Origin of the sequence: Magnetospirillum sp. (assembly GCA_027532905.1) — a bacterium.
Taxonomy (GTDB): Bacteria; Pseudomonadota; Alphaproteobacteria; order CACIAM-22H2; family CACIAM-22H2; genus Tagaea.
In genome coordinates this window covers 24,166-37,037 of record JAPZUA010000004.1, presented here as the reverse complement: position 1 = coordinate 37,037, position 12,872 = coordinate 24,166, and the positions used below count along the sequence as shown (strand labels likewise).

Genomic DNA, 12,872 nt, shown 5'->3' with positions numbered 1-12,872 from the left:
AAAGCCTTCAATCACTGGCTTTCGTGAGACGGTGGCGGAGGGGATGAGATTCGAACTCACGATGGGGTTTCCCCCATACACGCTTTCCAAGCGAGCGCCTTAAACCACTCGGCCACCCCTCCGCACGCGTGCGGTTCTATAGCAAAGACGCGCGGTTTCGTCCAAGCCTGGGATCGGGGGCGGTTTTCAGCGCCGATATCCCAGCAATTTGGCGCCGATCTGCAGGCAGGCCACAAGCGCCAGAATGCCCAAAAACAGCTGCACGACGGCCCCTTGCGTGAAGATCGCGTAGTCCCCCTGCGAGATCGTCAAAGCGCGCCGGAAGCCCACTTCCATGCGGTCGCCGATCACCATTGCGAGCAAGAGCGGGGCGACGTCGTAGCGGAATTTGCGCAAAAGATAGCCCGCGATACCGGCGACAGCCATGACCGTCAGTTCGAAGGACGACGCCTTCACCGAGAACACGCCGATCATACATACGACCATGACCAAGGGGGCGAGATAGCCCATCGGCGTGCGCAGCAGCGACACGAACAGCCCGACGAGCGGCAGGTTCAAGAGCAGCAGAATAGCGTTGCCGATATACATCGACGCCACGAGTCCCCAGAACACGTCGGGCCGCTCGACGAGCAGCAGCGGTCCCGGCTGCACATTGTGCACCATCATGGCCGACAGCAGAATCGCGGTAGCCGGAATGGCGGGGATCCCAAGCACCAGAAGCGGGATCATCGCCGCCCCCGTGGTGGCATTGTTGGCCGTTTCGGGGCCTGCGAGGCCCGCGACGGCACCCTTGCCGAATTGCTCGGGATGTTTCGAGAGGCGTTTTTCGACCGCGTAGGACACGAAGGTCGAAACGATGTGGCTGACGCCGGGGACGAGGCCGAACAGGAACCCGATGCCGGAGCCACGCAGGACGGCCGGGGCCGCTTCGCGCGCTTCGGCCGCCGAGGGCAGAAGCTCGCGCAAGGTCGGCGTTTTCGGGCGCTGCAAGAGCCGTTCGTCGAGCGACAGCAGCAGCTCGGAAATGCCGAACAGGCCGATCGCAAGGGCGACGAAGCTCATGCCGTCGATAAGCTCGAGACTGCCGAACATGAAGCGCGGGCTGGCCGTGAGCTGGTCGAGGCCGATGGTGCCGAGTGCCAAACCCGCGAGCACCATCGCGAGCGTTTTGATCGCCGGCCCCGTCGATACAAACGCGACGACGAGCAGGGCCGTGGCCATCAAGACGGCTTCGGCGGCGGGCCCCACTTTGAGCATTGCTTCCGCGAGCAGGGGGGCTGCGACCATGAGGCCCACGATCGATAGCGAGCCGCCGATGAAGCTGCCGACGGCGGCGATGGTGAGCGCACTGCCGGCCCGGCCTTTGCGCGCCATCTCGTGGCCATCGATGCAGGTGACGATCGAGGCTGCTTCGCCGGGGACGCGCAGCAGAATCGAAGTCGTCGAGCCGCCATACATCGCACCGTAGAAGATGCCGGCCAACATGATGACCGCACCCGCAGGATCGAGCCCGAAGGTTAGCGGCAGCAGAAGCGCCATGCCCGCGAGCGGCCCCAAGCCCGGTAGCACGCCCACGATGGTGCCCCAGAAGCAGCCCACGAGGCACAAGAGCAGATTGGTCGGCGTGAGGGCGACCGCAAAACCGTTCATCAGATAGCCGAAAGATTCCACGCTAGCCTCCCATTCCGAGAAGGCCCGCAGGCAAGCCCACGCCGAGGGCGAAGCTGAAGAGGCTCCACAAAATCGCGGCGCCCGCCGCCCCCGCGAATACCGCCGCGATCGGCTTCAAAACGCCCAAGCGCCAGAACACGAAGCCCAAGAACAGTGCCACCGTTGGCACGAAGCCGACCGGTTCGAAGGCGAAGCATGCTGCCAGCAGTGCGATGGCGCAGGCCAGCGCATTGCGCTCCCACAACGCGACGATTGCGGCTTCGTCTTCGGCCCTTCGCGCGCGCCAGGCGCGCAGCGTGCAGCCGACGCCCACGACGATCAACGCCATCCCCAAAAAGCGCGGCAAGGCGCCGGGCCCCGGCTCGCTTGCCGCCTTCGGCAGCGCCTGCGCGAGCCACAGATACGAGCCGCCTGCGGCAGCGAGGACGATCCCCACCGCCGCATCGCCGACCCATTGCCGAATTTGGGGTGCCGGCATCGCCGCCTCTATTGGCGCTGGATGCCGAGCGCCTGGGCGACCTTGCCCAACGCGTCGAGCTCGCCGCGGATCATCGCGCTCGTTTGCGCCGAGCCGCGTACGCGCACGCTTGCCCCTTGGCTGGCCATCGCTTCGCCGAACTTGGTGCTGCTGGCCGCAGCCGAGAACGCGGCCTCGAGCCGGTCGAGGATGGGCTTGGGCGTGCGGGCGGGTGCGATGAGGCCCCACCACAAAACGGTTTCTTCGGCGCCCATGCCGAGCGAGCCGAGGCCTGCCGCATTGGGCAGCGACGGATTGCCTTCGGCCGAGGTGAGCAGCGGGCATTTGGCGCGGCCCGCCTGCACATGCGGGAGGATCGGCGGCAGCGAGCCGCCATAGATGTCGACATGGCCGCCCAGGAAATTGCGCGCCGTTTCGCCGGCCCCGCCGAAGGGGACGGGCCGCACGCGCGCCCCTGCGGCGGCGAAGATGCGCTCGGCCGCGAGCTGCATGGTGCCGCCCACGCCGTCGTTGCCGTAGGTGTACTTGCCGGGATTGGCTTTCACTTCGGCGAGGAACTGCGCGCCCGTATCGGCCGGGAAGCTCGGCTGCACGCACAGCACGTAAGACGAGAAGCCGATCGACATGATCGCGGCGTAGCGGTCGGGCGTGTAGAGCACGTTCAGCGAATGCGGGCTCGTGGTCAGCGGCGAGTTCCAGATGAAGCCCAGCGTGTAGCCGTCGGGCTGGGCCGCGACGATCTGCGTGACGCCGACCGTGCCGCCGCCGCCTGCGCGGTTCTCGACGACGAGCTTCTGCTTGAACTCGGCCTCGACGATTTCGGCGAGCTGGCGGCCGAACAGATCCGTGCCGCCGCCGGGCGGGGCGGGCACGATGAGCGTGATCGGCCGTGCGGGATAGGCTGGCTGCGCTGCGGCTGGCAGGGCTGCAAGGGCCGCGACGGCGATCGCGGCGAAGGTTCTGGCGGATGCGAACATGGGCTTTTTCCTCCGTTTGTTTGTTTCGCTATTTTATGTCGATCGTGTAGCTGAAACGCTCGGCCGCCCCGTAGGAGACGCGGAATTCGAGCGGATGGCGGTCGGCCGCGAACACCGTGCGCTCGACGATCGCGACCGGCGCTTTGGGGGCCAAACACAGCGCCTTGGCGATGTGCGCGGGTGCTTGGCCGAAGCGCAGATGTTCGCGCGCCTGCACGACGATCTGGCCGCACGCCGTTTCGTAGAGCGGATAGAGCAGGTCGCCGAACGCATCTTTGGCAAGATCGAGCAGAGGGGCGAAGCGCCGATAGGGCACGACGATCTCTTCGGCGAGCATGGGTGCGCCCTCGATCAGGCGCAGCCGGAACAATTCGATCGTCGACGTGCCCGCCGGAATCGCGAGGCGCCGTGCTGTCGCGGCGTCGGCCTTGTTTTTGCGGCGGGCGAGCAGTTTTGCGGTGGGGCGCAGCGGCGTGCCGTCCGCATGCGTGTGCCGGAAAAAGCGGAACAGCATGTTGCCGAAATCGGCGCGCCGCACGAAGGTGCCGCGGCCCTGGTGGCGCTCGAGCCGGCCTTGCGCCACGAGCCCTTCGATGGCTTTGCGCGCGGTCCCCACGGCCGCCCCGAAGCGCTTGGCGAGCGCTTCTTCCGCCGGAATCGCCTCGCCGGGGCGCCATTTGCCGGCGGCGATGTCGGCCGCCAGCGCGTCCTGGATGCGCAGATAGATCGGCAGGCGCCGGTCGGATGCCAGCATTTGTCCCTCCCAAAGTCCTCTATAAGACTAGAGGATTGCCAGGACCGCTTCAACCGCTTTGGCGGTACTCGCGCAATTCCGCCAAATCGACTAACCTTTGCGCCACGTCGTCGGTCGGGGAGCCGCTTTTGGTGCTGCTGCGCGTTTTGGGGTGGGTTTTGCTGGCGTTCGCGCTGTGGTTTTGCGTGCGCGACGGGCTTGCTGTGCTCGATACGGGCGGCTTCGATCCCACGCCGCTCGGCCAGGTCTGGGCCGACATCCACCGCGATTCGCTTCTTCTGCTCGAGCCCGGGATCGTGCGGCACGTGCACCCGGCTTTGTGGGAGTACGTCGTGTTCCCGCTGCTGCAGTCGCCCGCAGCACTGATTTTCGCCGTTGTCGGACTGGGGCTGGCTCTTGCTGCGCGCAGCCAGACCCCGCGCCGCCGCCGCCGTCCCGGCTGGCGCTAAAAGTGCGCTTCAGTCGTCGCGGGCTTTGAGGGCCGCCAAAAACGCCGATTGCGGAATCTCGACCTGGCCGAATTGCCGCATGCGCTTTTTGCCTTCTTTCTGCTTGTCGAGCAGCTTGCGCTTGCGCGAAACGTCCCCGCCATAGCATTTCGAAAGCACGTCTTTGCGGAGCGCCGAAATCGTTTCGCGCGCCACGATCTTGCCGCCGATCGCGGCCTGGATCGGGATCACGAACATCTGGCGCGGGATCAGCTCCTTGAGCTTCACGCACAAAGCGCGCCCGCGGCTCTCGGCCTGGGTGCGATGCACGATGATCGCAAGCGCGTCGACCGGCTCGGCGTTGACGAGGATCGAAAGGCGCACGAGTTCGTCTTCGCGGTACTCCGACATCTGGTAGTCGAAGCTCGCATAGCCGCGGCTGACCGACTTCAAACGGTCGTAGAAGTCGAACACCACCTCGTTGAGCGGCAGGTCGTACACGACCATGGCGCGGCTGCCCACGTAGGTGAGGTTCTGCTGGATGCCGCGGCGGTCCTGGCAGAGCTTGAGGATGGCACCCAGATGCTCGTCGGGCACCAGGATCGTGGCCTTGATGCGCGGCTCCTCGATGTGGTCGATGCGCACCGCGTCCGGCATGTCGGCGGGGTTGTGCATGTCGAGCACGCTGCCGTCCGTCATGTGGATTTTATATACAACCGAAGGCGCCGTCGCGATGAGGTCGAGGTCGAATTCGCGCGACAGGCGCTCCTGCACGATTTCGAGATGCAGGAGGCCCAGGAACCCGCAGCGGAAGCCGAAGCCCAAGGCCGCCGAGCTTTCGGGCTCGTACACGAAGCTCGCGTCGTTGAGGCGCAGCTTGCCGAGGCTCTCGCGCAGATGCTCGAACTGCGCTGGATCGACCGGGAACAGGCCGCACCACACCACGGGCAGCGACGGCTTGAAGCCCGCGAGCGGCTCGGCCGCACGCCGGCGCTCTTCGGTGATCGTATCGCCGATGGCGACGTCCGCGACCGCCTTGATGCCGGCGGTCACGAAGCCGATTTCGCCGGGCCCCAGCGCCGGAAAATCCGTGAGCTTGGGCTTGAACACGCCCACGCGCTCCACGTCGTGCGTCGAGCCGCCGTTCATCATGCGGATCTTCATGCCCTTGGCGAGCTTGCCGTCTTTGATGCGCACGAGAAGCACGACGCCCAGATAAAGGTCGTACCACGCATCGACCAGCAAGGCCTTCAAGGGTGCGGCCGCATCGCCGGTCGGGGCGGGCAGGCGCTTCACCAACGCTTCGAGTACCAGATCGATATTGAGCCCGGTCTTGGCCGAGATGGGGACGGCGTCCGACGCGTCGAGCCCGATCGTGTCTTCGATCTGCTTTTTGACGCGCTCGGTGTCGGCGGCCGGCAGATCGACCTTGTTGAGCACGGGCACGATCTCGTGGCCCACGTCGAGGGCCTGGTAGACGTTGGCCAGGGTCTGCGCTTCCACGCCCTGGCTTGCGTCCACGACCAGGATCGAGCCTTCGCATGCTGCGAGCGACCGGCTCACCTCGTAGGCGAAATCGACATGGCCCGGCGTGTCCATGAGATTGAGCACATAGTCGGTGCCGTCTTTGGCCTTGTAGTCGAGACGCACGGTCTGCGCCTTGATCGTGATGCCGCGCTCGCGCTCGATATCCATGGAATCGAGCATCTGCTCCTGCATGTCGCGCAATTCGACCGCCCCGCAGAACTGGATCAGCCGGTCGGCGAGCGTGGATTTGCCGTGGTCGATATGGGCGACGATCGAGAAATTGCGGATGCGCGAAAGTTCGGTCATGGCGCCTGCAGCGGTTGGAGCAAAACCCGGCACGGGCGGGGGGCAAGGCCGGGTGCGGGAACATAGGTGGCTCGAGGCCGCGAGGCAACAAACTTGCCGCAACGCAACAGGTGCAGCGCTCGAAATAGGTTACCAAACGCGACAAACCGCGACCGTCTCCGGTTTAAAGCATTGATATTCCTCGCATGTAACCACAATGACGATTCATGGTTACCTGTTGCGGGGGCAAACGCGATGCGTCTGCGTTCCGGTTCGTATTTCTTCACTTATCAAACAGCGCACGAAGCCGGGTACGACCCCGACGGCGATGGATGATTCGAGCATAAAGACGAGTATATTTCAAGAACTAAGCTAATTTTCTTTTTATTGAAAAATAGCTTTTATCTTTAAAAGATCCAGGTACGAAGTTTTCTTGCTGCGCATTCGATTGCGCAACCGACGCGGACGGTACCGGGCGAGAAGCAAGGGCTCGCTTGCCCGGCGCCGTCGCGTGGGCTCAGCTGCGCCCGTTGCCTGGCAGCATATTGCGCAGCACGTCGTCGCGGCGCACGAAGTGATGCCAGAGTGCCGCAAGCGCATGGATGCCGGCGAGTACGAGGATCGCCGAAGCTGCCGTTTCGTGGATTTCGCCAAACATCTTGGCCAGCGCCCGGTCGGGCGCCAAAGGCGAGGGCAGCATCACCATACCGAAGAAGTCCGATGCGCGACCGCGCGCCCATTGATTGCCGAGCCCGGCAAGCGGCGTTGCAAACATCAGCGCATAAAGGGCCGCATGCATCGCGCGCGCACTCCAGCGGCCGAAGGCCGACCCAGTCGTGGCCGCGGTAGGCCGCACGCCGAGGCGTACCAACAGTAGGGCCACGAAGAGCAGACCGAAGGATTGATCCTCTCTTTCGACCGCGCAAACTCCGTCCTTTAGGGCGGAGTTTGCGGACGCGTAACCATATCGGCTTGCCGTTGAAATTAACAACCTAATTTAAAAAATTATACTTAACAATTCATCTTAAAGTATTATAAATTGCCTCATGCTCCGCCGCCAAGCCTATCGCTACCGCATCTACCCAACGCCTGCCCAGGAAGCGTTCTTCCGGCAGATCGTCGGTGCGTGCCGCTTCGTCTACAATCTGGCACTCGAACAGCGCGAGCGTTTCAGTCGGCGCGGCCGCGCCATTGGCTATGTCCCGCAAGTGAATGAGCTACCCGCTCTAAAAGCCGAAGCGCCTTGGCTCAACGACATCCCTTCCCACTGTCTGCAGTCGGCGCTGCGCGACCTTGATCGCGCTTTCGCGAATTTCTTCGACGGCCGGGCCGGCTATCCGCGCTACCGCCGCCGCGGCAGAGCCGAGAGCTTCCGCTTCCCTGATCCCAAGCAATTTCATGTCAACGTGACGTCGCCAGCGCTGATCGCGCCGAAATTCGGCAAAACTAGAAAAGACTTCGGCGCTCTCGCGATCCGTCTTCACCGTCCGCTTTGCGGAAAAATCAAAAATCTCACAATTTCGCGCGATGGCGCAGCCTGGTACGCGTCGTTTTCGGTCGAAAGACAGGTCAAGCCGGCGTCGCAACGCTCCGCGCAAGATCCGCTGGCGACAGCCATCGGCATCGATCGCGGCGTGGCCTCCCCGTTCGTTTTCTCGACGGGTGAAGCCCATGGCCAAACGACCGAAGGTCCGCGTGAGCAGTTGCGCTTGCGCCGTCTGCAGAAATCTCTATCGCGCAAGAAGCGCGGTTCGAATAACCGCCGCAAGGCGATTCAACGAATTGCGGGGCACAAGGCGCGTATGGCGCGTCGACGCAAGGACATGCTGCACAAGTTGACGCATCGGATTGCCAAGAGCCACGGCCTGATCGTCCTCGAAAAGCTTGATGTAGTGAAAATGACGGCCTCTGCTGCGGGAACTGCAGCAGAGCCAGGACGGAATGTCGCTCAGAAATCCGGCCTCAACCGCGCCATCCTCGACAAAGGATGGGGTGAGTTTCGGCGCCAGCTCGGCTACAAGGCCGAATGGCATGGATGCCGAGTAGTCGAAGTCGATCCGCGTTTCACGTCGCAGACCTGCTCGGAATGCGATCACGTCGATACAGCCTCGAGGCTGTCGCAGGCAGATTTCCGCTGCGTTGCGTGTGGCTTCGAGGCGCATGCCGATGTGAATGCGGCGAATGTTGTTCTCAAGCGCGGCCTTGCCGCGTATGTCAACGAAACCACTGGCGGAGGACTTCCGCTGGCAGTCTGTGGAGACCTCGCCAATAGGCGGTCTGCGAAGCAGAAACCAATAGGCGCAAGCCTCAAGAAGGTTGCGGCGTGAGCCGAAGGGCCGCGTCAGCGGTCTTTCGCGCGAAGTGCGAACCGAAGCCCCGTATTTCGGGACGGGGAGGAGTCACGCAGCATCATGCCGAAATCGCGCGCCGATCCGCGCGGGAACTCTTCGAGCGCACTGCCGAGCGCGAAGAGACCGAGGATCATGGCGGCCATGATCCAGTGGAAGAGACGGGCAAGATTGCCGGGCACGGCAGATTGGGGCGTTGCAAACATGGGCGGTACTCCCGAGCGTGGCGGTTGGTCCCGGCGCCGGTCAACCCGGCGCCGGGGCTGAAGGCTCAACGGCGATCGCCGCCGTCGCGGCGCTCGCGCGTACCCGACCGGCGCCCATCGTCGTCGGGGGAAAACGCACCTGTGTTGCCGTCCACGCGGATCGAGGTGCGACGATTTTCGGCGTCGATCGCCTTCACTTCGTAGCTGCCGTCGCGTTTCAGTTCGATGCTGCGAACGGCCAAGTAGCCGTTTTCGCGGACTCGGGGATCGACCTCGCCCAGCGTGAGCTTCGGGGCGGCGGCGGGCGCGCTGCGCTCCCGCTCCGATGCGAAAGAAGGTGCGGCGAGCAGCGACAAAGCGACGAGTCCAAAGGCAAAACTTGTTTTCATGGCGGCGATCTCCGGTCTATTCGCCCGGCGGAATGCCGGGGAACGACGCGAATATGCGCGCTTGCGACTGAACGGGGCGTGAGTGCGCCGTTCATCTGCCGTTCAGATTCGGGACTGCAATATGCAAGGATGAATTCGATGTTTTGCAGGTTGCTTGCATTGATGGCGATGGTCGCGTTGCTTGCGTCGGCAGTCCCCGCCTTTGCCGACGGAGACCACGAGCGTGCGCGCCGGGCGCGCGAAGCCGGCGAGATTGTGGGGCTCGACAAGCTGCTTGCAGCCGTCGCGCGCGACGCGCCGGGCCGGGTTGTCGATGTCGAGCTTGAGCGCAAAGGCGGGAGCTACGTCTACGAGATCAAGCTGCTTGCGCCCGACGGCAATCGCCGCAAGCTGTACTACGACGCCCGAACGCTCGAACGCCTCGCCCGCTGATCGGAGTACGCTTCCACCCATGCGCATTCTTGTCGTCGAAGACGACCCCACTCTCTCAACACAGGTCGCAGCCTCCCTCAAGGCCGCCGGCTATGCCGTGGACTGTGCGGCCGACGGCGAGGAAGCGGCGTTTTTGGGTGCGACCGAACCGTTCGACGCAGCGATCCTTGATCTCGGCCTGCCGAAGATCGACGGTCTGACGGTGCTGCGGCAATGGCGGCGGGCCGGAAACCGCATCCCCGTGGTCATCCTCACGGCGCGCGCAGGCTGGACCGAAAAGGTCGAGGGGATCGATGCGGGCGCCGACGACTATCTTGCCAAACCTTTCCACATGGACGAGCTGCTTGCGCGGCTGCGTGCGGTCGTCCGGCGCGCGGCGGGCTTGGCGAGCGCCGAAATGAGCTGCGGACCGATCCGTCTCGACACGCGCAGCGGGCGCGTCGATGTGGACGGCATGCCGGTCGCGTTGACGGCGCAGGAATACAAAACCCTTGCGTATTTGATGCATCGTCCGGGGGCCGTTGTCTCGCGCACCGAACTGACTGAACATATCTACGCGCAGGATTTCGACCGCGACAGCAACACGATCGAAGTGTTCGTGGGGCGCCTGCGGCGCAAGCTCGGCGTCGATGCGATCGAGACGGTGCGCGGGCGCGGATATCGGCTGCGCGCGCCGCCGGAAGGTGCCTCGTGAACAAGGCGGGGTCGATCCAGCGCCGTCTTGCCGCCGCCGCACTGCTGTGGCTGTGCGCAGCGCTCGTCGGGGCGGGTTTCGGCCTCGTCGAGATCTTTCGTGGGCAGGCAGCGTCGATCCTCGAGTCGCACCTGATCGACGACATGGACCATGTCGTCGCAGCGATCGAGGCCGTGCCCGACGGCACGGTTCGTCTCTCGCGTGCACTGCCTGACAGCCTCTACGACCGTCCCTATTCCGGACGCTATTGGCAGATCGAGGTTGCCGGTCGGCCGATGCTGCGGTCCCGTTCTTTGTGGGATTTCACGTTGCCGAATCCACCGGACGAACTGAAGCCTGGGGAAATCCACCGCCATCGTCTTGCGGGACCCGACGGCCAGACGCTGATTGCGGTCGAGCGCAGCGTCGGCTTGGAAGGCCTCGAGCGGCCGGTGCGGCTTGTGGTCGCTTCGGACGAAAATGAACTGGCGCAAGCGCTTGCCTCTTTCCGGACGGCGCTGGCGTTTTCGCTCGCAGCCCTTGGCGCAGGGCTGGCACTGGCGGTCGTGTTGCAGATCCATTTCGGCCTCGCGCCGCTGCGGCGGCTGCGGGCGGCGGTTTTGGAATTGAAACGCGGACGCGAAGCTGCACTCGACGAGGTCTGGCCGCGCGAAGTCGCACCGCTCGTGGCCGACCTCAAAGATGTGATTGCGCGCAATCGCAATCTGGTCGAACGCGCACGCGCGGAAGCCGACAATCTTGCGCATGCGTTGAAGACGCCTCTGGCAGTGCTGCGCAACGAAGCCGACGGCGGCGCGCCGCCCTCGGCCGAAATCGTGCGCGTCCAAAGTGCCGCGATGCAGGGCCATATCGAACGCCATCTTGCGCGCGCGCGCGCGGGTGCGGCGAGCGCGCAAAGCGGCCTGCAGACCGATGCGCGTACGGTCGTTCTGCGCCTGGCGGATGCGCTGGGCCGCGTGCATCGCGACCGGACGATTCGCACGTTGCTTCGCGGTGCCGATTTGACTTTCGCCGGAAGTCCCGACGACCTGTCCGACATCGTCGGCAACGTGCTCGACAACGCGCTCAAATGGGCGAAGCGCGATGTTCGACTGTCGTTGACGCGCAGCGGTCCGCAGCTGCAATGCGTCGTCGAAGACGACGGGCCGGGCATTGCGCCCGAAGCGCGCGCCGAGGTCTTGCGGCGTGGTGCACGGCTCGACGAAGCGATGCCCGGTACCGGCTTCGGCCTGGCGATCACCGACGAGCTCGTTGCTTTCTACAAGGGCAGCGTGGCGCTTGAAACTTCGGAATTGGGCGGGCTAAAGGTCGTGCTTCGGCTGCCTGCGCCGGCTTGAGCGAAGCGACGCTTTACGTCGCTTTCTTCGCGCGCGGATTGCGGCTGAGGCCCTTGGCAGCAAGGGCCGCGAGATATTCGACATAGAGCCGCTCTTGGTTCGTGCCGAGCTCGTAGAGATAGTCCCACGAGAAAATGCCGGTGTCGTGCAGATCGTCGAACTTGATGCGGATCGCGTAGTTGCCGACCTGCTCGAGTCCGAGAATGCCCACTTCCGCCCGGCCCGCCACGATCTGCTTCTGGCCCGGCCCGTGGCCCATCACTTCGGCCGACGGGCTTTCCACGCGCAGCAATTCGGCGGGCAGCGAAAAGCGCTTGCCGTCGTCGTAGTCGATCTCGAGGCGCTTGTCGGCTTTCTTGAGCCGAATTTCGAGCGGGCGATGTTGGACCGAAAAACTCAAAACGCCTCTCTTGTCGGAACGGGGCGCACTACAACGGGCTGCCGCGTGCCGAATCGATGCGGCGCGCTTCGTCCACGAGCATGATCGGAATGCCGTCGCGGATCGGATAGGCAAGCCCCGCCGCTTCGCTGACAAGCTCGCCCGCATCCGCATCGTAGCGCAGCGTGCCCTTGGTCACGGGGCAGACGAGGATTTCGAGCAGTTTGGGATCGACCGCATTGGTGCCGGGCATGGTTTGGGGGCTCCTCAGTGCAGTTTGCTGCCGGGCGGCTTGCCGCCCGACGGGTCGCTTGAGCCCGAGGCCGCCGCTGCCGCACGCGCTTCGCAGAAGCCCGTCATCGCCTTGGCGCGCTCGGCCAAAGTCGTGCATTCGAGCAGGCTTTGTTTTTCCTCGGCCGTAAACGGGCACAGCATCGCGAGCGTGCTGACGATGCGTTCGTCGGGCGCTTGGCTGATCGAATCCCAATCGCCTTCGAGGCCCTCGGCCGCGAAATAGGCTTTGAGGCCCGCCAGCAAACGCTTGCGGTCGAAGCCGCCGCGTTCGGGCTCGCGGAAATCGGCTTCGAAGCGCGAAAAATCCGGGCGGACGCGCCGATAGCCGCGCATCGTCGCGATCTCGTCGCCGAGTTCGAAGCGCGCAATGCCGGCAAGCTGGATCAGATAGCGGCCGTCGTCGGTCTCCGACCAGCTCACGAGGCGGCCCGCACAGCCGATCGGATAGAGCGCTTGCGGCCGGCCGCTCGGCTCTTTTTCGGTCGGCTGGATGATGCCGATGAGCTTGTCGTGGCTTGCAAGCGCGTCTTCGACCATCGCCAAATAGCGCGGTTCGAAAACATTGAGCGGCAAGCGGCCGCGGGGCAGCAGCAGAACGCCCGACAGCGGAAAGATCGGCAATGTGGCCGGCATGTCGCCAAGACCGGTGCGGGCGAGGGTCACGGCCACTTAA

At 64.4% G+C, this 12,872-nt stretch carries 16 protein-coding genes and 1 tRNA gene; 5 read left to right on the top strand and 12 right to left on the bottom strand.

Annotated elements, in window-relative coordinates; genetic code table 11:
* Window positions 1-32 precede the first annotated feature (32 nt).
* The 5 genes from O9320_14025 to O9320_14005 all read right to left on the bottom strand — a co-directional run bounded on the left by O9320_14025 (window position 33) and on the right by O9320_14005 (window position 3,880).
* Window positions 33-122, bottom strand: a tRNA-Ser gene (locus O9320_14025).
* A 64-nt stretch (window positions 123-186) separates the two neighbouring features.
* Entirely contained in the window at window positions 187-1,671 is a 1,485-nt protein-coding gene (locus O9320_14020; GenBank protein MCZ8311964.1) for a tripartite tricarboxylate transporter permease, read from the bottom strand.
* A gap of 1 nt (window position 1,672) precedes the next feature.
* Complete coding sequence (locus O9320_14015; GenBank protein MCZ8311963.1) at window positions 1,673-2,149, bottom strand: tripartite tricarboxylate transporter TctB family protein; 477 nt, start codon at window positions 2,147-2,149, stop codon at window positions 1,673-1,675.
* Between the two features lie 8 nt (window positions 2,150-2,157).
* Window positions 2,158-3,126, bottom strand: a complete 969-nt coding sequence (locus O9320_14010; GenBank protein ID MCZ8311962.1) for a tripartite tricarboxylate transporter substrate binding protein — start codon at window positions 3,124-3,126, stop codon at window positions 2,158-2,160.
* Between the two features lie 28 nt (window positions 3,127-3,154).
* On the bottom strand, window positions 3,155-3,880 hold the full coding sequence (locus tag O9320_14005) for a GntR family transcriptional regulator (protein ID MCZ8311961.1): 726 nt from the start codon (window positions 3,878-3,880) through the stop codon (window positions 3,155-3,157).
* Window positions 3,881-4,011: 131 nt separating this feature from the next.
* Here O9320_14005 and O9320_14000 point away from each other — a divergent pair, with 131 nt between their 5' ends.
* Window positions 4,012-4,329: a hypothetical protein gene (locus tag O9320_14000; GenBank protein ID MCZ8311960.1), complete on the top strand. Its 318-nt coding sequence runs from the start codon at window positions 4,012-4,014 to the stop codon at window positions 4,327-4,329.
* 9 nt (window positions 4,330-4,338) lie between these two features.
* Here the strand turns inward: O9320_14000 and lepA are convergent, their stop codons facing one another.
* Together lepA and O9320_13990 are read right to left on the bottom strand one after the other, a co-directional pair.
* Window positions 4,339-6,141, bottom strand: a complete 1,803-nt coding sequence (gene lepA, locus O9320_13995) for a translation elongation factor 4 (protein MCZ8311959.1) — start codon at window positions 6,139-6,141, stop codon at window positions 4,339-4,341.
* 496 nt (window positions 6,142-6,637) lie between these two features.
* Complete coding sequence (locus O9320_13990; GenBank protein MCZ8311958.1) at window positions 6,638-7,111, bottom strand: cytochrome b; 474 nt, start codon at window positions 7,109-7,111, stop codon at window positions 6,638-6,640.
* Between the two features lie 55 nt (window positions 7,112-7,166).
* On the opposite strand from O9320_13990, the gene O9320_13985 reads away from it, so the two are divergent.
* Entirely contained in the window at window positions 7,167-8,447 is a 1,281-nt protein-coding gene (locus tag O9320_13985) for a transposase (protein ID MCZ8311957.1), read from the top strand.
* 14 nt (window positions 8,448-8,461) lie between these two features.
* Here the strand turns inward: O9320_13985 and O9320_13980 are convergent, their stop codons facing one another.
* Window positions 8,462-8,674, bottom strand: a complete 213-nt coding sequence (locus O9320_13980; GenBank protein ID MCZ8311956.1) for a hypothetical protein — start codon at window positions 8,672-8,674, stop codon at window positions 8,462-8,464.
* A gap of 65 nt (window positions 8,675-8,739) precedes the next feature.
* Window positions 8,740-9,063: a PepSY domain-containing protein gene (locus O9320_13975; GenBank protein ID MCZ8311955.1), complete on the bottom strand. Its 324-nt coding sequence runs from the start codon at window positions 9,061-9,063 to the stop codon at window positions 8,740-8,742.
* A gap of 138 nt (window positions 9,064-9,201) precedes the next feature.
* On the opposite strand from O9320_13975, the gene O9320_13970 reads away from it, so the two are divergent.
* From O9320_13970 to O9320_13960, 3 genes are read left to right on the top strand one after another with little or no spacing between them, the layout of a single operon-like run.
* Complete coding sequence (locus O9320_13970) at window positions 9,202-9,495, top strand: PepSY domain-containing protein (protein MCZ8311954.1); 294 nt, start codon at window positions 9,202-9,204, stop codon at window positions 9,493-9,495.
* 19 nt (window positions 9,496-9,514) lie between these two features.
* Window positions 9,515-10,189 (top strand): response regulator transcription factor, encoded by a 675-nt coding sequence (locus tag O9320_13965; GenBank protein MCZ8311953.1) that lies wholly within the window; start codon window positions 9,515-9,517, stop codon window positions 10,187-10,189.
* Window positions 10,186-11,526: a sensor histidine kinase gene (locus tag O9320_13960; protein ID MCZ8311952.1), complete on the top strand. Its 1,341-nt coding sequence runs from the start codon at window positions 10,186-10,188 to the stop codon at window positions 11,524-11,526. The genes O9320_13965 and O9320_13960 overlap by 4 nt, the downstream gene beginning before the upstream one ends.
* Window positions 11,527-11,539: 13 nt before the next feature.
* Here O9320_13960 and O9320_13955 read toward each other — a convergent pair whose 3' ends face one another.
* The 3 genes from O9320_13955 to O9320_13945 are packed head-to-tail and all read right to left on the bottom strand — an operon-like array spanning window position 11,540 to window position 12,868.
* Complete coding sequence (locus O9320_13955; protein ID MCZ8311951.1) at window positions 11,540-11,926, bottom strand: DUF971 domain-containing protein; 387 nt, start codon at window positions 11,924-11,926, stop codon at window positions 11,540-11,542.
* Between the two features lie 28 nt (window positions 11,927-11,954).
* Window positions 11,955-12,158, bottom strand: coding sequence for a Trm112 family protein (locus O9320_13950; protein ID MCZ8311950.1), 204 nt, complete (start codon window positions 12,156-12,158; stop codon window positions 11,955-11,957).
* A gap of 14 nt (window positions 12,159-12,172) precedes the next feature.
* Window positions 12,173-12,868 (bottom strand): LON peptidase substrate-binding domain-containing protein, encoded by a 696-nt coding sequence (locus O9320_13945; GenBank protein MCZ8311949.1) that lies wholly within the window; start codon window positions 12,866-12,868, stop codon window positions 12,173-12,175.
* Window positions 12,869-12,872: the final 4 nt, after the last annotated feature.

Bases quoted from the DNA above. Each gene is read 5' to 3' on its own strand.
- O9320_13980 (MCZ8311956.1), bottom strand. From the start codon at position 8,674: ATGTTTGCAACGCCCCAATCTGCCGTGCCCGGCAATCTTGCCCGTCTC.
- O9320_13975 (MCZ8311955.1), bottom strand. From the start codon at position 9,063: ATGAAAACAAGTTTTGCCTTTGGACTCGTCGCTTTGTCGCTGCTCGCC.
- O9320_14005 (MCZ8311961.1), bottom strand. From the start codon at position 3,880: ATGCTGGCATCCGACCGGCGCCTGCCGATCTATCTGCGCATCCAGGAC.
- O9320_13985 (MCZ8311957.1), top strand. From the start codon at position 7,167: ATGCTCCGCCGCCAAGCCTATCGCTACCGCATCTACCCAACGCCTGCC.
- O9320_14015 (MCZ8311963.1), bottom strand. From the start codon at position 2,149: ATGCCGGCACCCCAAATTCGGCAATGGGTCGGCGATGCGGCGGTGGGG.
- lepA (MCZ8311959.1), bottom strand. From the start codon at position 6,141: ATGACCGAACTTTCGCGCATCCGCAATTTCTCGATCGTCGCCCATATC.
- O9320_13950 (MCZ8311950.1), bottom strand. From the start codon at position 12,158: ATGCCCGGCACCAATGCGGTCGATCCCAAACTGCTCGAAATCCTCGTC.
- O9320_13970 (MCZ8311954.1), top strand. From the start codon at position 9,202: ATGTTTTGCAGGTTGCTTGCATTGATGGCGATGGTCGCGTTGCTTGCG.
- O9320_14010 (MCZ8311962.1), bottom strand. From the start codon at position 3,126: ATGTTCGCATCCGCCAGAACCTTCGCCGCGATCGCCGTCGCGGCCCTT.
- O9320_13965 (MCZ8311953.1), top strand. From the start codon at position 9,515: ATGCGCATTCTTGTCGTCGAAGACGACCCCACTCTCTCAACACAGGTC.